A 21,586-nucleotide genomic window follows, 5' to 3' on the forward strand; every position below is an offset into this window, starting at 1 on the left:
TAGGAGGGAGCATTCTGAACCGTCCATCTACCCGCTGCGCCAGTCAGATCTTCAGCAAATCGAGCGCGGTGCGCAGCTCGTAGAACACGGCGAGCCCCTGGACGCGGCCCGAGCGCTCCAGGCGATCGAGGATTGATGCACCGGCATCCCGGTACTGACGAAGGGTCGTAGCTTCGTTGCTTTGCGAAGCCCAACTGGCCATTCGGATGTATACGTGTGCCAGATCGAATTGCCACTCAAGGCTCTGTGGGTACGACTCTAACAGCGATCTGGTCAATTCGAGCGACCTTTCGTAATGGTCACGAGCCAGGGCGAGGTCGCTTCGTGTCAGCGCCATATCGCCAACCTTGTTATGGCTCACCAGCAAGTCTCGCCGCAGGATCGAGTTCTGCGATTCGCTCTTGGAAAGAGCTGTCGCGAGCTCTAACGCTCTCTCGTGATACTCTCGCGCCGACGCGAAATCCCCTTCCAAATGTGCTACGTCCCCGAGCATGTGGAAGATGCGGGACAGGTCCCGCCAGGCATTGACATTTTTGGGTTCCGCTCCGGTTAGTGCTTCAAGCTGCTCCTGGGCGTCTTCGAAGTAGTTTCTCGCAGCCTCGAGATCCCCTGACTCCTGCTCCAGAGCGCCGAGCTTGGCGTAAACCATCGAAAGATCATCCCGCTGCGGTCGGACCGAGATGGGCTCGGCCGTCAATAGCGCCATCATTAGCGCAAGACACTTCTCGTAACATCCTCGGGCCTGCGCGAGATCCCCTCCCACGTGCGCCACCTCACCAAGTTTGCCGTAAGCTATCGGCAGCTCGCTCTTGTATTGGGCATTATTCCCAACGAGCTCCACGAGTCGTAAGTTTATGGCGAGTGCTGCGTCGTACTCTTTTTTGGCGAGCGTGAGATCGCCGTCGTGCGTGAGGGCGAGCTCTCCTCGTTGGCGATGGTTGACCATCCGGCTGTGTAGCGCATCCGAGCTCTCACCAGCACGGTCCAGCAACGCTGCCGTCCGGGATAACAGCTTTCTGCGTATCGCAGCCGTCCCAGCGATGTATTTGAGATCTCGCTCGATTGCGAGATGCACTTCGTCTGCTAGCTCGATGGCATCAGCCAGGCGGCGCTCTGCACTCTCGCGCTGGCGCTGTGCCTCGTTGCGCTCCTCTTCCAGGCGCAGCCGCGCGGTCTCCCGTTCTGCGGCACGCCGCGTCTCGAGCGCGGTCGCCAACTCGAGGAACCGTCGCGCTCGCGGGCCTGGCGCCTCGGCCTCGCGAAGGTACGCGAGCTGCGCGCCTCCCGGCAGACCGTCCTCATGGCCTCCCGCGGCCTCCCACACCTTTGCCGCTGCTTCGAGATCGTCGCGCCGTTCGAGCGCCTTGCGGCTCGCCTCGATCCAGTGGCGCAGCGTCGCCCAGCGCTTCAGGAGCGCCTCATGCACCAGGTCGACCCTATCCTCGCCGTCACGCCGGCTCACCACCACGAGCCGCACCGACGCGCCGGCGCCGCCGTCCGCCGTTCCCGGCTCTCGGCCGCCCGAGAGCCTCAGGAGCAAGTGCTCCGCATACTCGTCGCTGCCGGCCGCCTCCAGCACCTCAGCCCGGCTCGCGGTCTGGCGCGTGTCCTCCGCGCCACGACCGATTTTCACGAGGCGGAGGAGCAGCCGCCGCGCTCGTTCGCTGCCCTCGGCGCCCAGACGTTCGATGACCGGGGCCACGCTCCGCGCCAGGGCGCCGCTGAGGCCGCCGAGCGCGTCGTACGTGGCATGCGTCAAGAGGTCGCCGTCGCGCTTCGTCCAGAGCGCGTGGAGCACGTGAGCGACGAGCGGCAGGCTTGTGTCTGTCGCTGCGGCATCCTCGATCAGTCGCTCGGCGAGACCGCGCTCCCAGCGAAGGCCAACGTGCTGCGCAGGGCCGGCGATCGCCGCTCGCAGCCCTGGCGCGCTGATCGGGCGGAGGTGGTAGCGGGATGCGTGGGCGTTGAGCAGCGCCGACAGCTCGGGTAGGACGCTCAGAGCCGCCTCGAAGTCGCTCCGGATCGTGGTGACAAGATAGAGCGGTCCCCCTGGATCGAGGAGCGCCTGCGCAAGGAGGCGATCGAGACGATCTCGCGCCTCGAGTGCGGAGAGCGTAAGGGCCTCCTCGAGCTGGTCTACGACGAGCAGGAAGCCCTCATCGCCGCTATGCTTGCGGAGCAGGCGCGTAAGCGCCAAGTCAGATGTGTCGAGTTCCAGTGCGAGCGCGTCTGCCGAGCGCAAACCCGGCGGCAGGCGATCCTCGAGCGCGTAGCGGAGAGCGGTAGCGAGGGCTCGCACCGGCTGGAGGCCCGGGCGGAAGACGCCGGTGCGGAAGCGCTGGGGAGACCCAGCGATCCAGCCGCCTTGGCGGACCCGGGGAACGAGTCCTGCGCGTGCGAGTGAGGATTTGCCGGCGCCGCTCGGGCCATCGATCTGGAGCCATCGGCGGTGCGCGTCACCAGTCTCGCCGAGGCGTTGAAGCGCCTCGTTGATCTCAGCGTCGCGGCCGAAGAACAGGTCGGCGAGATCCTCGTCGAAAAACTCGAGACCGGGGAACGGGCAGATGGACGCCGGAGCCGGGTTGAACTCCTCGATGTGCGACGCATCTTCGAGGTGCGCTTCCGGCACGATCGTCGCGAGATGGCTGGGACTTCGCTCTTGAACGGTCGTTCCGCCAGGGACCCGCTGCGCAACGCTCAGCGTCTGCTCGAACACATTCCGTTGACTCGCGCGCCGGTCCAGGGGTGTTTCGCCTGCGCGCATCGCCCGCAGATTGCGGAGTATTTGCACGGCCTCTACGTGCGTGCCGTCGCGATCCTCGTACGCGATTGGCCGAACGCCCAGCCGATCAAGTTCATTGCGGAGGTAGCGCGTGAGAGCTCCCGTGTGGACGAGGGCGAAGTGGTTCGGGGGCTGCTCGCTGGCCAGGAACCGGACCCACCCGAGGACCGCCTGGAAGTAATCAGCGGCAGGGTCGCAACCAACCAACAGCAGCGGGCAGGAGGCGAAGAGCGCAGAGAAGGCACGAACAAGGTGCGGGTCGTGATGCGTCACGCGGTCGTGCTCGTCGCGCGTCAGCACCCAGGTTGAGCGATCCATGAGCGTGCCGAAGCGCTTCAAGATGAAGCGGTGGCGCTGGGCGATGTTGCCCGTCGCGCGGGCGAGCGCGGGCCAGCGGCCGAGGAAAGCGCGCTCGAGGAGCAGGTCGAGGCTCGTCGTGAGCACGGCGCGGGGAGAGAGTGCCGCGATCGCCGAGGCGATGTCCGGGACCTCAAAGCCTTGGTCGTCGAGGTGCCGTTCGATCGTCGCGCAGAACTCGTTCGCGCTCACGGTGTCCTTCACCGCCGTGAGCGCGTCCATGACGCGCCGCTGGTCCGCGAGGGTCTGAATCTCGCGACAGAGCTCGCCCTCGGCACCGCGCGCCCGCGCACGCTCTACGATCAGTCCGAGGAGGCGCTCACGCGAGGGAAGCCCTGCCGCAGTCGAGACGCCGTGGCCAGCGAAAACCACGAGGTTGCCGCCGAGGTAGGCACGTTCGAGGTCATCAAGGACGGGATCGCGCACCCGAGCCGGGGTGCTTCCCACCTCCTCGGCCTCCACCGGGCAGGACAGGCTGCGTCCCCGCGCCCCGTCGCTCGTCATGCGTGCATTTGAGGAGCACGCGCGCGAGAACGCAAGCGCGCCGGAGCCTAGGTCGAGGCCGCAGGACTCGGCGCGCCAAGTTCAAGCCGCGGAGGCGGAGGTCGACGTCTCGGGGGCGGCTCACCGAGCATGGATCCCCGAGATTGAGCCCGCGCAGACATCCTTCAGGTTGAGCTAGCGGAGGACGGAGCCCCCTCCGGTCAAGCCTGCGGAGCATGGCGCCTTCAGGCGAGCATGCCGTGCCGTTCGGCCGCCGTAAGTACGACTGGAGTGCTAAAACCACGTCTCCCAGCGGCCGTTGTCGATCTCGGCCGCGTGCACCGTCGCGGAGATGCGATCCCGGTCGCCCGGGAACGGCTGTATCTGGTGCAGGCGGTAGCTGTCGATGACCAGCGCGCCGCCAGGGCTGTAGCCGGCGACGAGGCTCCGCGCGGAGAGCGCCTCGTCGCCCGGATCGTCTCGCCCGTCGTAGAGGACATCCCACAGCTTGAGCCCGCCGTCCGCATCCGGGAGCTCCAGCATCACGACGACGGTGATCGCGCGGAGCCGGCGGGCAAGGTGGTAGTCGGAGAGCCCCTCCGTATCGAAGTGGACGACGCCGCCCTCGCGCGCGACCTTCTCCCCCGCAGGGAAGATGTGGACGCCTGGCCCGCAGAACCCGCGCCGGGACTGCGCGAGGCCGCCGGTGAGCGCCGCGACGAGCTCGCGCATCCTGCGCTGGAGCCCGGGGAGGTGCCGCTCGACGCGCGCATCCGAGGCCGCCGCGTCGGCGAAATAGAGCCGCGAGCGCCCCGTCTCCAGGTGCGTGTAGAAGGCGCGCCCCAGCGAGAACTGCTCGCCTCCGAAGTCGGCAGTCCACTCGGAGCGGGCCGCGCGGACCCCCGCGACGAGCGCGGCGCGCTCCGCCTCGGAGAACACGCGCGGGACCTCCAGCGCGAAGTGGCCATCGAGCGCGTCGACCGGCCGGGGGGTCGCGCGCGGGGACGCGGGAAAGGGAGAGGCGATGGACGAGGCGGGAGGGGGAAGGGGGTCGAGCCGCAGTACGGAGGCGCGGCGCGCGGTCGGCATGGCCAAACCACCGTTAGCACCGCGCGAGGCGGCCAGCCAAGCAGCGGCGCGCCGGCCGCACGCAGCGACGCGCCGCCCGCGCGGCGAGGCCCGGAGCGCCTACCGGTTTTTCCCGCGCGAGCCGCCGGATCCGGGTTACAGTGCCGCCGCGGGAGCACCTTTTTGCGAGCGAGGACAGCGATGGTGTCGGGCAGGCGAGGGGAGAAGCGGCAGGAGCAGCAGGCGTTTGCGCTCAAGGGCACGATGCCTGCCATCACGATGCTCTGTCTGAAGACGGCGAATGTCTCGGCCGTCGAGCGTCAGCTCGCCGACCACATCTCGCAGATGCCGCACTTCTTCCTGCACCTGCCGATCCTGCTCGACCTGGCGGAGCTCGGCGACGAGCCCGTCGACCTCGGCGCCCTCGCCGGGCTGCTGAGGAAGCACAACCTCGTGCCCATCGCCGTGCGCAACCCGACGGACGCCCAGCGCGAGCGGGCCGTCGCCGCCGGCCTCGGCGTGCTGCGGACGCCGCTCACGCGCTCGTCCCGCCAGGCCGGGCCGGCCGAGGGGAGCACCCCCACGCCGGGCCCCGTGGCGGTAGGGCCCGCGCCGGACCGCGGCGCGCCAGGGGGCGCCGCGGCGGAGCGCGGCGCGGCGGGGCCCGCCCGGCGCCCGAGGGACGCCGCCCCGCCGCCGGACGCGGCCGGGGAGCCGCCGCCGGCGGGGCTCACCGTGCGGCAGCCGGTGCGCAGCGGGCAGGTCATCTACGTGCCCCACGGCGACCTCGTGGTCCTCTCGCCGGTCAGCTCGGGCGCGGAGCTCATCGCGAACGACAACATCCATGTCTATGCGCCGCTCCGCGGCCGCGCCATGGCCGGCGCCCACAACAACGCGGACGCGAGCATCTTCTGCATGAGCCTCGAGGCGGAGTTCGTCTCGATCGCCGGCCGCTACCTCATGGCCGACGAGATCCCCGACGAGCACCGCGGCAAGCCCGCCCGCATCTCCGTGCAGAACGACGGGCTCGTCGTCACGCGCCTCTAGGGCGCGTCACCTTGGTCGGAGCTCGGTCAGGACGAGCAAGTACTCCGGAGGGTTGTTCGGCGTCAGCTTCGCGTACGGGTTCTCCATCGTCGGGAAGCCGGTGAACCGCTTCGTGCTGTACTCGCCCCACGACGGGTTGTTGAAGAGCGGGATCACCGGCGCGGCCTGCACGAAGATCATCTGCAGCCCGTCCAGGATGCGCTTCTGATCGACAGGGTCCGTCGCGGACTCGAACGCGTGGAACAGCACGTCGGCCTCCCTTGCGCCGAAACGGTGCCAGTTGCGCGGCGCCACCTCGCCGAGCGGCTTCACGAGATCTGCGCTCATCAGATCGCGGTAGAAATTGTAGGGTGTTGGCTCGACGCTGGTCCAGCCCATCGACAGATCGAACAGGCCCTTCTGCAGCGCCGCGTAAAACGCGCTGAAGTCATACGTCTTCATCGACGCGGCGATGCCCACGCTCTCCAGGTTCTGCGTGATGATCTGCACCGCGCGGACCCAGTCGGACCAGCCGCTGACGACGTTGATGTCGAAGTGCATCGGCTTGCCGAGCCTCGTCCGGATCCCGTCCGCGCCCCTCGGATAGCCCGCCTCGTCGAGGATCTGGTTCGCCCGCTGCGGATCGAACTTCACCCAGTCGCCCGCCTCCACCGCCTTCTCGCTGCGAAACCGCTCGTAGGAGTCGTCCAGCCCCGTCGCGTCCGCGCCATGCGTGTAGTTGTCCGCCGCGAGCTTGACGATCTGGTCGCGATCGATCGCCATGCTGATGGCCTTGCGCACGCGCACGTCGTCGAACGGCTTCTTCGTGGCGTTCGGGTAGAGCGTGGCGGTCCCCCCGACGAGCGGGAACCAGTAATGATGGTTCGCCGGATCCTTTGCGACGAAGACCCGCTCGATGTCCGGCACGAAGGCGCCCGCCCAGTCGATCTCCCCGTTGACGAGCGCCAGGGTGACCTGGTCGTTGCTCGGATACGCCGGGAAGCGCAGCCCGTCGACCGCCGGCTTGCCCTCCTGCCAGTAGCGCGGGTTCTTGCCGAGCTCGTACACCTGGTTCTGAAAGACCTTCACCTCGGTGAAGGGCCCTGTCGCCACGGGGGTCTCGTTCGCGAACGTGACGGGGTCCGCGACTTCCTTCCACACGTGCTCCGGCACGATCGGCTGGTGGCCGATGTAGCTGAGCCCGGGCACATAAGGACGCCTCAGTACGAACTCGACGGTGGTGTCGTCGATCGCCGTCACGGAGCCGAGGAACCGCCACACCCCCGCGAGATCGAGCGCCGCGTGCTTCTTGATGAGCGCGAACGTGAACGCGACGTCCCTCGCCGAGAACGCCTGTCCGTCCGACCACTTGACGCCGGAGCGGGTCGTGAAGGTGAGCTTCTTGTTCGCGTCGCTCCACGCGTAGCTCGTCGCGAGCCACGGCGTGTACTCGCTCCGCATCGTGTTGTAGACGAGCATCGGCTCGTAGATGCCGGCGACCGTCGGGAAGCGCGCGCTCCCCTCGGGGAGCAGGGGGTTGAAGTTGCGCACCCAGGTGGCCTGCTGCTCCCTCGCGATCGTGACCACCGTGGCCCGCTTCGGCGGGGGCTGCTGCGCGGAGGCGGCCCCCGCCTCCTGCGCCGACCCCCCCGGCGTCGCCGCCCGCTCCGGCGCGGCGGACGGGTTCTCGCTGCCATTCTTCGAACGACAGCCCGCCGCGGCGCAGGTGGACAGCAGCAGCGCCGACAGGACGAACGCGCGGCGCGGCATGGTTCGACTCATCCCAGACATCCACCTCTCCACGCGGGCGATCTCGACCCCCCCGCGACGCTCCGTTCCCGTGACCACTCCAGCGACGACGCCCGGACCCGCGCCCGCCGAGGCACCCAGGCACGACGCTCGCCCCCCTGAACCATCGGGCCAGGTGTCGCCGCGCTCGCACTCTATCGGCGCATGTGAGCACATGTCAACTCGACCGGCTCGCGCCCGATTTCTGGATCTCCTCGCGCCCTCCCGCGAAACTGGCGGCGGCTCGGGGCCCCGACCGGGCGCACAGGAGGCTCCGCCGCGCGGAGCCCCTCCCGAGGAGCGGACCGTGACCACCCCCGTCTCACGAACCTTCGTCGACCTGAGCCACACCGTCGAGCACGGCATGACGACGTACAAGGGCGTGCCGGCGCCCGTCGTCTGCGATTTCCTCTCACGCGAGCAGTCCCGCGGCGTTTACGCGGAAGGCGTCGAATTCCACATCGGCCGAATCGACATGGTCGCAAACACGGGCACCTACGTGGACAGCCCGTTTCATCGCTATGCGAACGGCAAGGATCTCGCCGGCTTGCCGCTCGAATCGCTGGCCGATCTGGAGAGCGTGGTGGTCGAGGCGCGGGGCCGGTCCGGGCGGGCGATCGACGCCGACGCCTTCGACGGGCTCGATCTCGCGGGGAAGGCCGTCCTCGTGCGCACGGGCTGGAGCGCTCACTGGCGCACGGACCGCTATTTCGAAGGACACCCGTACCTCACGCGGGACGCGGCGCTGCTCCTGGCCGGCGCAGGCGCCGTGTTCGTGGGCGTCGACACCTACAATATCGACGACACGGCCGATCCCGCGCGGCCAGTCCACTCGCTCCTGCTCGGAGCGGACATCCCGATCTGCGAGCACATGACGGGGCTCGATCAGCTCCCCGCCGCCGGAGCCCGCCTCTTCGCCGTCCCGGTGAAGGTCCGCGCCTTCGGCACGTTCCCGGTCCGGGCGTTCGCCATCGTGTGAGCCGCGCAGGCCGCTCGGTGGAAGCTGGCGCGGCGCGGGCTTTCCTGGAGCGGCGGCGGGGCGGCGCGGTGTCGCGGCGCCCGCGGGTGGCTCAGCCCCCGTCGAGCGGGAAGAGCTGCAGGTTCACGGCGACGACGCGCTCGGGAGGCCGCGACTCGGCGATCACCGCGCGCATGTTCTGGAAATAGCTCACGTGGAGCTCGGAGAGCTTCTCGAGATCGGCCGCGGAGACCGTGAAGACGTTGAACGAGAAGCGCCCCTCGGCCTTGCGCGTGAGCCGCGCCAGCCCGACGCCGGCCCAGAAGCACTTGAGCCGGTGCTCCGCGTCCGGATCCGGGCGCGTGTCCACCGTACGGATCGGCGCGACGATCCACCGGCCGCGGCTCCTCCGGATCTGGCCGGCCTCCGCGAGCCGATCCAGGCAGCGCGCCTCGTCCTCGACGGGGAACCCGAGCCGCCGCGCGATCCACCCCGGCTCGTGGCGCGGGAGCGCCCGGTAGGCCGGCAGCTCCAGCGCGAGCAGGACGGCGGGGAGCAGCGGCTCCTCGTAAACGGCGCGGCGCTGGGCCTCGAGCGTGCGCCACGCCGCGCTCGCCGCCGGGAGCGCCGCCGGGTCGGCGAAGAGCGCCACGAAATCGAGGAGGCGCAGCGAGCACGCCTCGACCATCCGCAGGAAGTCCGGCAGCCGCGGCTCGGCCTCGCCCGAGAGCCAGCGCGCGACCGCGTAGCGGCTCCTGCCCGCGCGCCGCGCCACGTCGACGATGGGCGACATGGAGCGCATCTCCGAGAGGAGCGCCGCGACGCCCTCGGCCGACGCCGGATCGGTGCGCGCGAGCCACGCGGGCAGCGACGGGAAGAAGCGCCGCACCGCCCCCGCGACGTCGACCCCCGCGCGCCGCGCGGCGACGAGGAAGGTGGCCGCGGTCGGCCAGCGCCTGCCGGACTCCCACGTGTAAACGACGTTGGTGCGGAAGCCGAGCCGGCGGCTGAAGGCCAGCTGCGAGCGCCGACCGCGCAGGGCGCGGATCAGCTCCTTTGCAAGGGATTCATGGTCCACGTACCGCAGATTCGCACATGTATAGGCCAGTTTGCCCTATGGAATGTGCGAAGCTGACCTGGCGTCGCGCCGGCGACGAACGCAAGGTACGCCGCAGGAGGTCGTGAACATGCGCGAGCGGCGTTGGCTTTCTTGGGTGGTCGCGGTGGCGACGAGCGTCGGGTCTTTCGGGTGCGTCGATGGCGCGGGCGGCGCGCCGCAGGGCGGCCAGATCGGCGGAGTCCACGGAGCGGAGGGCGGGTGCGACGAGGAGAAGGAGGACATCGGCGCAGACGACGTCTCCCCGCTGGGCTTCTCGGCGCGAGCGGCGCTCACGGAGATCTCCGGAGAGCGCTCCGCCCCGCTCACATGGGCGAAGGGCGGCAGCACGACGGCGACCGTCTCTGTCGGCGAGCTCATCGCCGCGCGCTTCGTGCGATCGACGGTGGCAGAGGGCGGCGATTCGAGCGGCGCCGAGCCGGCGCTCGCATTGGATTGCTCGGATCACCTGCAGATCGACGTCCCGCTGGCCTTCTCGACCGAGGACGGCGCGTTCGACGAGTCGTTCGCGGTCACGCTCAGGGTCCCGCGGGTCGACGCTGCCAGCTTCTTTTACAAGATCGATCTCTCCGCGCTCCAGGGCTCGTACGAGGTCACCGAGGTCGATCCCGCGGAGTTCAAGGCGGTCACCGTGTACCTGAGCGGCGCGCTGAGCAGCGGCGCGGTCTCCGGCACGATCAGCGGGATCGCCGAGAGCCACCCGACCGGGAGCGGGCCGGACGGGTCGGTCTCCGCGCGGCAGTTCGGCGTGGCGCAGTTCTGATCGCGGAGCCAGGGTCGCGCGACAGCCATCGTCGCGACCCCGGGCCGTCCGAGGAGAGAGGACCGCTTCGACGCGTCAGCGGCGCAGCTGCGCGCGGACCTCCATCAGGATGATGCCCAGCATGTTCCGCCCGCTCCCGTCGCCGCCGTCGGCCCAGTAGGCGTCGTTCGCGGTGTGCTCGACCAGCTCAGCGTCCCCGGTGTCGAGCAGGGCGCGCCGGAGATCCTCGTGCTGGGTGAACTTCGCCAGCACCACCTCGCGCATGACGTCGTCCTTCACCTGCTCCCAGTCGGGGCGCAGCGGGCGGCTCCGCTGCCGGCCCATGCGGGCCGCCTCGCCGGGGCCGGAGGCATTGCGGATCGCCTCCTCGTGCTCGGTGCCGGGGAACTTCTGGGCCTGGAAGTAGTGCTCGCTCGTGGGCCACACCTTGCCTTTGAGCGTGACCGGGTGGGGCGAGAAATTGGAGAAGAACCCGTGCGCGTCGCCGGAGCGATAGAAGCGGATGACGGTCATGGGCCCAGTCTACCCCACGGCCCCCGCGGCACCGGGGCGGAACCTCGCCGCGAGCCCGCCGCCATCCCGCCATCCAAGGCGCCGCTACTGGATCGAGCCGATCTGGTCGAGGAAGTCGTTGTAGGCCTGGACCTTGTCCGCGGGGACCACGTCGACGCCGAGGTTGACCCGGTGCTCGTCGGGCATCTGGTTCTCGTCTGTCATCAGCGGGCGGAGGATGTCCTTCGTCGCATCGAGGCCGATGTGCTCGATGCCATAGAGAATGTAGGGCACGAGGTACCCCTCATAGTACTGACGCTGGACGACCGTGGCCTTGATGCGCTTCTTCTGCATGTATTCGACGGTCTTCGGATCGAAGTCGAACGCGACGATGGGGATCTCCGGCCTGCCGGCGTCCTCTGCGGCCATCACGCAGCGATACGAGATGTTGAACACGCCGAGCATGCCCACGACGGGCGGGTCAGCGTTCAGGATCTGGGTCTTCATCTGATCGACGTCAACGCCTTCCTGGCCGTTGATGAAGACAGCCTGGACCACCTGGACCGTGTAGCCGGCCGCCCCGAGCGCCTCCAGGACGCCGAACGTTCGCTGGGACCCGTCGTACCACTGCGTCGACGTGTCGCCGTGGACCACTACCGTGCCTGGCCCTTTCGGTAGCATCTTTACCAGGGTCTCCGCCGCCAACTTGCCGGCGGACTTCTGTATGGCGCCGACGTAGAGCGTGCGCCCCGAGTCCTTCAGGTCGGTGTCGAACGTCACCACGTGAAGCCCCTTCGCCGCGGCTTCATTGATGGAGGCCTCGTTGAGGGAATCGTAGGGCGATACGCCGATGCCCTGGGCGCCGTCCTCTATCGCGTTCGCGATCTGTTGATTCTGGAGCGCCTGCGACTCCATGCCGCTGGCCGTCTCCGTCTGCGTGCTGGGGCCGAGCACGTTCCCCACGGCCTCGAGCTCGCCCATGGCTCGGTTGGCGCCGGTGGCGATCGGCTCGAAGAAGGTGGAGAGGTGCTTCAGCAGGACCACCATCTGGATCGGCTTGAGCCCGCTCTGGTTGATCGCGCCGATGAGGTGGTCGACAGTATCCTCGAGCTGCGTTGGCGTGAACTCGGTGATCGGAGTCCGGTCCCGCTTGATCAGCGCGATCTCCTCGGTCGGCTTGTCCGACTGGGGGGCGTCCTCTGCCGCGCACGCCGCCGTCATCAGCATGAGCCCGAGGGCCGTCATCCAGCATCGTCCCGTCATCTTCATGACATTCCCTCCTCGGCGGCCGGCGAGCACGATGCCGAGATCTGGGACGCGAGTCCCACAAGTGTCCTGGTCTCCGTACAGCGGAGCCGACATCTGCGATAAACGAGCACCATGTCGGTTCGACGGGCGCATTGCAACGTCGTGGGCGTCCTGAAACCCATGTTTGCAATTTTGAGATACGACGTCGACGAAGTGACTGTCAATAGGCACGGAAAATCGCCGATGAGGAGTGGCGTGAAGGCGAGGTGGGAGCTCTCGGCTGAAGGCATCACGCGCACGGGCGCCATGAAAGCGCGATTACACACCTCGCCTCGCGCCGACGGCGCGCCTCGACCAGCGCGCCGCCTGTCGAGGAAGGAGGTGGAGAATGCTTACGTGAGCTCGCTGAGCGCGCCCGTGGTGAGCGCCGGGTCGGGCTGGGAGCCGAACGACTCGATCTCGACGCCGAACGCCTGGGCGATCGACACGAGGATCCGGCTGTTCGTGACGGGCGTGAACGTGGCGTCGCTCTCGCCGCACCACGGCGCGTCGGCAGGGCAGTCCGCCTTGAGCTTGATGCGCCGGCCCATCCTGAACTTCCCGTTCGCCCCGCCCGCCAGCAGCGTCGGCACGTTGCGCTTGCTGTGCTGGGCGGGGTTCCCCATGTCGCTCGACGCGTAGATCAGCGTGCTGTCGAGGGCGCCGAGCTGGTCGAGCCGCTGCATGAGGCGCGCGATCTTCGAGTAGCTGTACCGGTTGAACCTCGCGAGCGGCACCCAGGTTTCAGGGTTGCCAGCGCCGGGGCGGCCGTCGTTGCCGACCGGCGAGGCGTCGTACGTGTGCGCGACCGATCCGTGGTTGTCCGTCGGCAGCCCGAGCGGGTTGTTCGCGTAGGACAGGTCGTTCATGAACAGCGTGGCGAAGCGCGTGACGCCGCAGGCGAGCGCCTGCGCCAGGAGGTCGACGTGCGCGTCGGTGATGGCGTCGAAGTAGGGCTCGCCCCCGTTGTACTGCTTCACCGACGGGAACTTCGACGCGTCGGGCTGGGGCGGCACGACGCACGACGGCCCGCCGGCCGAAGGCGCAGCGTACTGCTTCTCCAGCTCGCGGAGCGACGTCAGGTGCTGGTCGAGCTTCTGCTGCTCGGCGGGCGCGAGGCGCGTGCGCAGGCGGTTGATGTCGCCCTTCACGAAGTCGATGACGCTCTGGCCGAGCTCGCGCTGCCGGGCCGCGCGGGCCTGGGCCTCGGGGTCGTCGCCCACGACGAGGCCCGCGAACAGCAGGTTGAACGCCTCCACCGGGTGGATGATCTTCGGCAGCGGCGCGCCGCCCGCGCCGAAGGACAGCGTCTGCCCGGACTCGGTCCCGTCCATGCCCACCCCGAGCGCGACGCTCGTGATGCGCGTGTCCGCGCCGAGGCCCCTCTCCACGGCGAGGTACTGGTCGAGCGAGAGGTTGAGCGGCTTCTTCCCGTCGATGCGGCTGCCGGTCAGCATCGTGCCGGCCGAGTCGTGCCCGTTGGCGTTCGACAGGTGGTCGATGCCCTCGACGACGAGGATCTTGTCCTTGAAGCTCCGGCCGTAGGTCGCCGGGTCATCGAACGGCTGGAGAGAGCAGTTCTCGTACGCGATGTCGAAGCTCGTCTCCGTGTCCCCCGCGCGCATGGCCCAGTACTCGGCGGCGATGCCGTGGGGGTGATAGACGGCGACGAACTTGAGCGGCAGCTCCTCGCCGCCCGCCTGGGCGACGGAGTCCGCGAGCATGTTGACGAAGGGAAGCGTCGCGAGGCTCGCCCCCACGGCGCGAAGGAACGTACGGCGGGTCGACCGGCGCATCACTGGGGCCTCCGATGGCTGAAGAGACTGCTCTTGACGTAGGTGATCAGCGTTTCGACGAGCTTGCCCTGCTCTGCCTCAGGGACGGCCTGCCATGCCTTCAAGAACGACTCCTCGCTCTCCGCGGCGGCCTTGCCGCTGCGGCCCACCGAGGCGCGGAACACGTTGCGGGCGAAGCACGAGCGCACCGTCGGGCTCGTGGACAGGGCCTGCGCGAGGGCGTTGCTGTCGGCGTACGCACCGTCGAAATCGGCGCCGATCGCGACGCTGACCGCGCTATCGACGTCGGTCCCGTTGTCCTTCTCGCGGACCTTGCCCATGCCGTCGAACCGCTCGAACGAGAACCCGATCGGATCGATGCTGTTGTGGCACCCCTTGCACTCCGCGTCGGTGGAGTGGATCTCGAAGCGCTGCCGCGTCGTCTTGCTCGGATCCGGCACCGGCGGGACGACGTTGATGTTCAGCTCGGTCGGCGACGGGATGTCGATGCAGGCGACGCGGCGCAGGACGGTCACCCCGCGCAGCACGGGCGCGGTCTCCGTGGCGTGCGCATACACGGAGAGGAACGCGCCCTGGTTGAGGATCCCCCGGCGATCGGAGAGCGACACGCGCCCCGTGCTGGCGGCGCCGTACACGCTCTTGAGCGGCTGATCGATGACGCTCCAGTCGGCGCCCAGGAGCTCGCCGACCGTCCCGGTGGAGTTCATCAGGACCTCTGTCACGAAGTCCTCCGTCTCGCGCTCCATCGAGGCCCTGGCGCCGGCGAAGTCGCCGTAGACGTTCGAGTCCTTCGCCGTCATCGCGATCCGGTCGACGCCGAGCCACTCGCGGACGACCCGCACGATGCGCTCGCGCGCCGCCGACGTCTGGAGCAGCCGGCGCACCTCGGCCTCCCGGCCCTCGGGGGTCGACAGCGCGCCGGCGACCGCGGCCTCCATCAGCGCATCATCGGGCGGGCCAGCGGTGATGAGGTAGGAGAGGGAGCTCGCCAGCTCATGGGGAGTCAGCGCCAGCGCATCTCCGCCGGATCCATCGCCGATCTCGGTCAGGTAGAGAAAGCCTGGCGACTGCAGGACCGCGCGCGCGACGAGCTCGATGCCGTCCGCGTAGGTCGCGCCCTTCGCGCCGACCTGATAGACAGCGAGCAGCGCGTCGGCCTCCGCCGCGTCGAGCGGGCGGCGGTAGGCGCGCCCGCCGAACGACGTGATGAACGCCCTGGCGCAGCTCTCGGCCTGCGTCCCCGGATCGGCGCAGGGGGCGAGCTCCGCGACCTTGCCCTTCACCTCGGCCGCGAGCGCCTCCGCCGCGGCGGCGAGCTGCTTCGCCAGCACCGGATCGACGCGCTGCGCGTCGTTGACCGTGAAGCCGTCTTGCCGCGAATCCGGCGCGAAGCCCTCGCTCGGGTTGGTGGTGGTCCCTGTCAGCGCGCGCGCCGAGGCGGCGTACTCGGCGTTGGTGAGCCGGCGGATGCGCGCTGGGAGGAGGCTCGCGCTCTCCGTCCCATCGGGCAGCGTGACGCCGCCTCCGCCCGTCCCGGCAGCGTCGGGATCTCCTACGTCTCCCGTGCAGCCGGCGACCCATGCCAGCGCCGTCGCCAGCATGGTCCCGTAAGAATGATAACCAAGTGATCGACCCATGGTTCATTTTATGCGCGCGAGCGCTCCCGTCTGCAACCGCGCTTGCTCTCTCGGCGCGCCTGCGAACCAGCCCACGCGACGCCGGATAATCGCTCTCACGATCGTCGATCTGCTCATCTGCGACGATATCGTGCTTGAGGTGATGAACAAGGAAGTGAGCCGCCACGTGGTCCAGCTCGTCGCATTGCCGCGCGCTCGGCGCGCCGCACACTCGCCACCGCCAGGCGCACCTACATGTAGGTAACTTGGATCCAGATCGCCGGCCGGGGTACGCTGCAAGTTTCGTCGCGAAAAAGTTGTTCGTTCGGTTCGCGATGACGTACCCAGTCGAGCGCGTCCCCGGCCTCGATGGAATCGGGCGGGCGCCGAGCCCCCACCACGTCGACGCCGCCCCCTCAACGCCGGGAGGCGGGCATCCGCGCGGGCTCGGCCGTAGGACAGGCCACGTCTCTCGAACCATCTCAAGGAGGTTTCTGGTGTCAAAGGTAGTCGTCGTCACCTCGGGCAAAGGCGGAGTCGGCAAGACCACCACGACCGCAAACCTCGCGGCCGGCCTCGCGGCCGTCGGTTGCAAGACGATCGCCATCGATTTCGACGTGGGGCTCCGCAACCTCGATCTCGTGATGGGGTGCGAGCGGCGCGTGGTCTACGATCTCGTCAACGTGATCCGCGGAGAGGCGACGCTCCGTCAGGCGGTGATCCGCGACAAGAGGCTCGATTCGCTTTACGTGCTCCCCGCGTCGCAGACGCGGGACAAGGACGCCCTCACGCTCGACGGCATCGGGCGCATCCTCGACGAGCTGCGGGGCGGCGGCTTCGAGTACATCTTCTGCGACTCGCCGGCGGGGATCGAGTGGGGCGCGCAGATGGCGATGTATTTCGCCGACGAGGCGATCGTGGTGACGAACCCCGAGGTCTCCTCGGTGCGGGACTCGGATCGCGTGCTCGGCCTCCTGGACGCGAAGACCCGCAGGGCGGAGCTCGGCGAGGAGGCGGTGAAGACGCACCTCCTGCTCACGCGGTACGCGCCGGCGCGCGTCGCCAAGGGCGAGATGCTGGCGCACCAGGACGTGCTGGAGCTCCTCGGCATCCCGCTGCTCGGCGTGATCCCGGAGTCGCCGGCGGTGCTCCAGGCGTCGAACGCCGGGACGCCCGTGGTCCTCGATCCGACGAGCGACGCGGCGCAGGCCTACCTCGACGTGGTCCAGCGCTTCCTTGGCGCGGACCGCCCCCACCGCTTCCTGGAGCCGGCCAAGAAGGGGTTCTTCAGCCGGATTTTTGGCGGCCAGGCGGCGACCGTCTGAGGGAGTTCTGCCATGTCGATCATGGACTATTTCCGTAAGTCGCAGCCGAAGTCGGCCAGCGTGGCGAAGGAGCGTCTGCAGATCATCGTGGCGCGCGAGCGCGTGCGCCCGACGGGCGAGCCGGACTACCTGCCGCGGCTCAAGCAGGAGCTGCTCCAGGTGATCTCGAAGTACGAGCGGATCGACCTGGACCAGGTGAGCGTGAACGTGGAGCGGAGCGGCGATTGCGACGTGCTCGAGCTGAACGTCGTGCTCTCCGAGTCGGAGAAGGCGGCGGTGCGCGCCGCGGCGACCCGGGCGAGCGCCCCGGCCGCGCGGAACTGCTGACGCGCGCCTCAGCCGCGCCCTCGCGCCCGTGGCGCGCCCTCCGCCATCGCGATCTCCCGCGCCCGCTCCGACGCCGCCCGGAGGAGCGGTCCGAAGAGATCCGCCGGAGAGCGCTCCTCGGTCCAGCCTGGCGGCGCGCCGAGCTGCGACAGGAGCGCCGCGTGGGCCGCGGGTGGGTCCAGCGCCACGTCGAGCGCCGGCGGCGCCTCGCGCCAGGCGTCGTAGTCCTTCGCCGCCATCTTGCCGGGCGTCACCGTCGCGATCGCCGGTGTCTCACCGGCGCAGGGGGCGCCTTTGCCGGCGCCCGCCCGCCTGGCGCGCGCAGGGGCGCCCCGCGCGGCGCGGATCGCCTCGATCGCCTGCTCGCGCGTGCGCCCGCGCAGCTCGAACAGCAGGAAGGGGTCCTTGTCGAACGCCTCCCCGAGCACGTAGTGCGTCGCCGCGACGTGCTTGCAGGGGTTCGCTGCGTCGGGGCACGAGCACGCCGTGGTGAGGTCCTCCGGCCGCTCCGGGAACAAGCTCGTCCCGGCGCTCTGGAACGCGGTCTCGATCTCCTCCGGCATCTGGCCCGCGAGGAGCGCCGCCGCGAAGCTCGCCTGCTTCGCCATGGCGGCGATCGCCTTCGCCCAGGTGGCGTCGTCGAGCCGCGCGATCGTGAGGATCACCTTGTACGGCCTCGGCTGCGAGCCGGTCACGCGCGCGGTCACGAGGCCGGGCTTCACCGTGAGATCGTGCGTCCTGCCCGCGCGCGCGTACGTGCGCCCGCGCGCGAGGCGGCCCGCGTCGTCCGGCGCCATCCGCTCCAGCGCCTCCACCCAGCGCTTGCCCCACCAGGTCGTGCCGGCCCGCTTCATCCGGATGCCTCGCGCCGGCGGCGGCGGCTTCGGCCCGGCCTCCCGGTGGAACGGCGCCCATCGCGGCGGCGGGCTCATGTTGGCGCTCCTCCCCGCGGTCGGTCCACCTGGCGCCTCGCGCCCGTGCGCCCGCCCTCCGCCCGGCGCACCTGCCGCGCGCGCGGGCGGCCGCCTTCGTGAGCGCCGCGCTCGCCTTCCGGCACGCCGCGCCCGTCCAGCGCGTCGCCGCGCTCCTTCGCAGGGTCCGGCTCCGGCTCCTCGCGATCGTCCAGCTCGCCCGCGCCGGTCACGGCGTCCCTCGACAGCGCGAACAGCTCGCGCAGCGCCGCGTCGTCGAGCTCGGTGATCCACGCCTCGCCCTGGCCGACCACCTGCGCCGCCAGATCGCGCTTCTGCTCCAGCATCCGGTCGACCTTCTCCTCCACGGTGCCCGCGCAGACGAGCTTGTGGACCTGCACCGCGCGCCGCTGCCCGATCCGGTGCGCGCGGTCCGTCGCCTGATCCTCGACCGCGGGGTTCCACCAGCGATCGAAGTGGAACACGTGGCTCGCCGCCATCAGGTTGAGCCCCGCGCCGCCGGCCTTCAGCGAGAGGACGAAGACGCGCGGCCCCCGCGGATCGTCCTGGAACCGCCGCACCATCTCGTCGCGCGCGAGCCTCGGCGTGCCGCCGTGCAGGAAGAGGACCTCCGTGTCGAGCGAGGGCGCGAGGTGCCGGACGAGCCGGTCGCCCATCTCGCGGAACTGCGTGAACACGAGCGCGCGATCGCCCGCCGCGAGCGCCTCCTCGAGCATCTCGGTGAGCCGCGCGAGCTTGCCCGACCGGCCCGCGAGCGGCCCCGCCTCCCTGAGGCACTGCGCCGGGTGGTTGCAGATCTGCTTGAGCACCGTCAGCAGCGAGAGCACGAGCCCGCGCCGCTCGATACCCTCGGCCTCCTCGATGCGGCGCATCGCCTCGTCGAGCGCCGCCTGGTAGAGCGTCACCTGCTCGCGCGTGAGCGTGCAGAAGACCCTGGCCTCGTCCTTGGGCGGAAGGTCCTGAAGCACGGCGGGGTCGTTCTTGATGCGTCGCAACAAGAACGATCCGGCGACGCGCCGGAGCCGCTCTGCGGCCTTCCGGTCGCCGTAGCGCTCGATGGGCACCGCGTAGGCGCGCCGGAACGCCTCGAGCGGGCCGAGCAGTCCGGGGTTCGCGAACTCGAGGATCGACCAGAGCTCGGCGAGGCGGTTCTCGACGGGCGTTCCGGTCATTGCGACGCGATGCGGGGCGCGGAGCGCGCGCGCGGCGCGGGCGGTGCGCGACGAGGCGTTCTTGATGTTCTGCGCCTCGTCCAGCACGACCGCCGCCCAGTCGACGCCGGCGAGCGCCGCGGCGTCGCGGCGGAGCAGGCCGTACGTGGTCAGGACGAGCCCGCCGCCCGCGCTGCGCGCGCCGCCGTCGCTTCCCTGGGCGGGCCGCTCGCTCGCGTCGGAGGCCCGCGTCGCGAGCTCCTCGGCCGAGCGGGCGCGCCCCTCGCCGTAGTGCCGCACGAGGGGCAGGGCAGGGGCGAACCGCGCCGCCTCCCGCTCCCAGTTGCCGACGACCGACGTCGGGGCGACGAGCAGCGTCGGGCGCGTGTCCTCGGGCGCCGCCGCCCGCCGGCCGACAAGGAACGCGAGCAGCTGGACGGTCTTGCCCAGGCCCATGTCGTCGGCGAGGCAGGCGCCCAGGCCGAGGCTCGCCATCGTCTGCAGCCAGGCGACGCCGCGCGCCTGGTACGGGCGCAGCGTCCCCACGAACCCCGCGGGCGGCGCGGCGGCGCGCTGGGCGCCCGAGCGGAGCCGCTCCATCGCGCGCGCGAGCGCGCCCTCGGCGACCACAGGCACGGCCAGGCCGTCGACGTGGGTCTCGCCGGCGAGCGCGCCCTCCAGCGCCTCGCGCGCCGAGATGCGACCGCCGCCGGCCTCGAGGCGCCGCGCTATCTCGGCGAGCTCCTCGGGGACCACGGCCACCCAGGCCCCGCGGTGCCGGACGAGCGGCGATTTCTGCCGCGCGAGGGCGGCGAGCTCGCGCGCGGAGAGCGCCTCGTCGCCGAGCGCCGCCTCCCACGCGAAATCGAGCGCCTCGTCGAGGCCGAGCCCGGCGCTGCCCGCGACGACGCCGGCCGTGCGGCGCGCCGCGCCGACGCGCATGCGAAGGCGCAGGCGGCGCTGCCCCGAGGCCAGGAGCTCGCCCGGCACGACCACGCCGAACCCGGCCTCGCCCAGCGCCGGCGCGGCCTGCGCGAGGAAGGCCCACGCCTCCGCGGGGTCGAGGTCCACGCGCTCCGGCCGCGCCTCGCCGAGGGCCCGGGCGATCGGCGCGAAGAGCCGCGCCGCGGCGCCGAGCGCGCCGAGGAGGACCTCCTCGGCGTCGGAGAAGGCGCGCCCGAGCGCCTTCAGCGTGCGCCCCTGGGTCTTCCACACGTCGGCGGCGGGCACGAGCAGGCTGGGATCGTCGGTCGCCTGCAGCAGGAAGCGGAGCACGAAGCCGCGGTCGCCCTGGGGCAGCTCCAGCCGGAAGCAGGCGCGCAGCGCGTCGCAGGCGCCGAGCGCGGGCCGGATCCATGCGTCGAGATCGGCCACGAGCGCGCGCTCGGCGAGCCCTTCCGCGGCGAAGGCGCGCTGCGGACCCGTCAGGGCGAGCACCAGCCGACGCTCCCACGGGGCGTGCGCGGGGCGCGGCGCGCGCGCCGGGCGATCGGTGGCGCCGCCGCGCGCGAGCGCGTCGGCCGCGGCGTCCAGGAAGGCGCGCAGCAGGGCCTCGGCGGACCAGACCTCCGCGGCGGCGTGCGCCCGGGAGCGCCCGCGGCCGTCGTGAGCGTGCGCGGCCTGCGCGCCCGCCGGCACCGCGTGTGCGGCCGGCGGCATGGCCCGGGCGAGCGCCGCGACGCGCGCGGCGTCCTCCGGGGCGGCGAGCGACACCGCCCAGCGGGCCTCCGTGCGCCCCCCTGCGGCGCCGGCCGGCACCACGCGGGGCACGACCCGCTCGCGCACCACGAGATCGAGCGCGAGCTTGCTCGCCAGGCTCCACGCGGCCACGGACGGCGGAGCTCGCCCGAGGTCGTCCTGGGCCATGCTGGCGAGCGCGGACAGGCCGTCGAGGAGCGCCGCGGCCTCTCCGGTCTTCCTCACGGCCCGGCCCGCCTCGGAGACCACGACCGCCTCCGCCGGGGTCGTCGCGCCGAGCGACCGGGCCGCGAGCTGATCCACGGCCGTGTCGTCCCAGAGGAAGAAGCGGAGATCGCCGGGCAGAAAGACGAGCGGCATCGACGCGCAGATCCATTGCACAGACGGCGACGGCGAAAAGGGGGCTTCACGCGTCGTGAGCCAAAAAAGCGATGGGCCGGACGGGAGCACTCCGGCTGAATCACGGGTGTGACCCATTGCCTGTCATCGCTGCGAATTGCCAGAATTTGTTTGAAACCTATGATCGGGAGGGTTGGAGAACATCTCATGGAAAAAGATCGTGGCTCGAGGGAATGGACGTCGCAGCATGCTGCGCTGGGAGCATGGCGAGCTCGAGCGGT

The 21,586-nt window shown here is 70.4% G+C and carries 15 protein-coding genes; 5 read left to right on the forward strand and 10 right to left on the reverse strand.

Translation table 11 applies throughout. From position 1 onward, the window contains the following. Positions 1-43 precede the first annotated feature (43 nt). Complete coding sequence (locus WMF29_RS18355) at positions 44-3,643, reverse strand: nSTAND1 domain-containing NTPase (protein WP_437330080.1); 3,600 nt, start codon at positions 3,641-3,643, stop codon at positions 44-46. 273 nt (positions 3,644-3,916) lie between these two features. After that, on the reverse strand, positions 3,917-4,711 hold the full coding sequence (locus tag WMF29_RS18360; protein ID WP_437330081.1) for a hypothetical protein: 795 nt from the start codon (positions 4,709-4,711) through the stop codon (positions 3,917-3,919). A 180-nt stretch (positions 4,712-4,891) separates the two neighbouring features. Between WMF29_RS18360 and minC the strand changes: the two genes are divergently transcribed. Beyond that, positions 4,892-5,737, forward strand: a complete 846-nt coding sequence (gene minC / locus WMF29_RS18365) for a septum site-determining protein MinC (RefSeq protein ID WP_437330082.1) — start codon at positions 4,892-4,894, stop codon at positions 5,735-5,737. A 6-nt stretch (positions 5,738-5,743) separates the two neighbouring features. Here the strand turns inward: minC and WMF29_RS18370 are convergent, their stop codons facing one another. Then, positions 5,744-7,486 carry an ABC transporter substrate-binding protein gene (locus WMF29_RS18370; protein ID WP_437331137.1) on the reverse strand — a complete coding sequence of 581 codons (1,743 nt, stop codon included), beginning with the start codon at positions 7,484-7,486 and terminating at the stop codon, positions 5,744-5,746. Between the two features lie 325 nt (positions 7,487-7,811). Between WMF29_RS18370 and WMF29_RS18375 the strand changes: the two genes are divergently transcribed. Then, on the forward strand, positions 7,812-8,483 hold the full coding sequence (locus WMF29_RS18375) for a cyclase family protein (protein WP_437330083.1): 672 nt from the start codon (positions 7,812-7,814) through the stop codon (positions 8,481-8,483). Positions 8,484-8,574: 91 nt separating this feature from the next. Here WMF29_RS18375 and WMF29_RS18380 read toward each other — a convergent pair whose 3' ends face one another. After that, the gene (locus WMF29_RS18380) at positions 8,575-9,540 is read right to left on the reverse strand and encodes a DUF4423 domain-containing protein (protein WP_437330084.1); all 966 of its coding nucleotides are present in this window, start codon (positions 9,538-9,540) and stop codon (positions 8,575-8,577) included. Positions 9,541-9,649: 109 nt separating this feature from the next. On the opposite strand from WMF29_RS18380, the gene WMF29_RS18385 reads away from it, so the two are divergent. After that, complete coding sequence (locus WMF29_RS18385; protein WP_437330085.1) at positions 9,650-10,342, forward strand: hypothetical protein; 693 nt, start codon at positions 9,650-9,652, stop codon at positions 10,340-10,342. 75 nt (positions 10,343-10,417) lie between these two features. On the opposite strand, the gene WMF29_RS18390 is transcribed toward WMF29_RS18385, so the two are convergent. The 4 genes from WMF29_RS18390 to WMF29_RS18405 all read right to left on the reverse strand — a co-directional run bounded on the left by WMF29_RS18390 (position 10,418) and on the right by WMF29_RS18405 (position 15,554). Continuing rightward, positions 10,418-10,855, reverse strand: a complete 438-nt coding sequence (locus WMF29_RS18390; protein WP_437330086.1) for an NADAR family protein — start codon at positions 10,853-10,855, stop codon at positions 10,418-10,420. Positions 10,856-10,939: 84 nt separating this feature from the next. After that, the gene (locus WMF29_RS18395; RefSeq protein ID WP_437330087.1) at positions 10,940-12,103 is read right to left on the reverse strand and encodes a substrate-binding domain-containing protein; all 1,164 of its coding nucleotides are present in this window, start codon (positions 12,101-12,103) and stop codon (positions 10,940-10,942) included. Between the two features lie 371 nt (positions 12,104-12,474). Beyond that, positions 12,475-13,917 carry a DUF1552 domain-containing protein gene (locus tag WMF29_RS18400; protein ID WP_437330088.1) on the reverse strand — a complete coding sequence of 481 codons (1,443 nt, stop codon included), beginning with the start codon at positions 13,915-13,917 and terminating at the stop codon, positions 12,475-12,477. Beyond that, a complete protein-coding gene (locus WMF29_RS18405; protein ID WP_437330089.1) occupies positions 13,917-15,554 on the reverse strand; it encodes a DUF1592 domain-containing protein in 1,638 nt (545 codons plus the stop codon). The genes WMF29_RS18400 and WMF29_RS18405 overlap by 1 nt, the downstream gene beginning before the upstream one ends. A gap of 476 nt (positions 15,555-16,030) precedes the next feature. Between WMF29_RS18405 and minD the strand changes: the two genes are divergently transcribed. Both minD and minE read left to right on the forward strand, forming a co-directional pair. After that, a complete protein-coding gene (gene minD / locus WMF29_RS18410; protein ID WP_437330090.1) occupies positions 16,031-16,858 on the forward strand; it encodes a septum site-determining protein MinD in 828 nt (275 codons plus the stop codon). Between the two features lie 12 nt (positions 16,859-16,870). Continuing rightward, positions 16,871-17,185 (forward strand): cell division topological specificity factor MinE, encoded by a 315-nt coding sequence (minE, locus tag WMF29_RS18415; RefSeq protein WP_437330091.1) that lies wholly within the window; start codon positions 16,871-16,873, stop codon positions 17,183-17,185. A gap of 8 nt (positions 17,186-17,193) precedes the next feature. Here the strand turns inward: minE and WMF29_RS18420 are convergent, their stop codons facing one another. Next, entirely contained in the window at positions 17,194-18,117 is a 924-nt protein-coding gene (locus tag WMF29_RS18420; protein ID WP_437330092.1) for an SWIM zinc finger family protein, read from the reverse strand. Further along, positions 18,114-21,326 (reverse strand): SNF2-related protein, encoded by a 3,213-nt coding sequence (locus WMF29_RS18425; RefSeq protein WP_437330093.1) that lies wholly within the window; start codon positions 21,324-21,326, stop codon positions 18,114-18,116. Before WMF29_RS18425 ends, WMF29_RS18420 begins: the two co-directional genes overlap by 4 nt. Positions 21,327-21,586 lie beyond the last annotated feature (260 nt).

Origin of the sequence: Sorangium sp. So ce381, assembly GCF_051473845.1 — a bacterium.
Lineage (GTDB): Bacteria > Myxococcota_A > Polyangia > Polyangiales > Polyangiaceae > Sorangium > Sorangium atrum.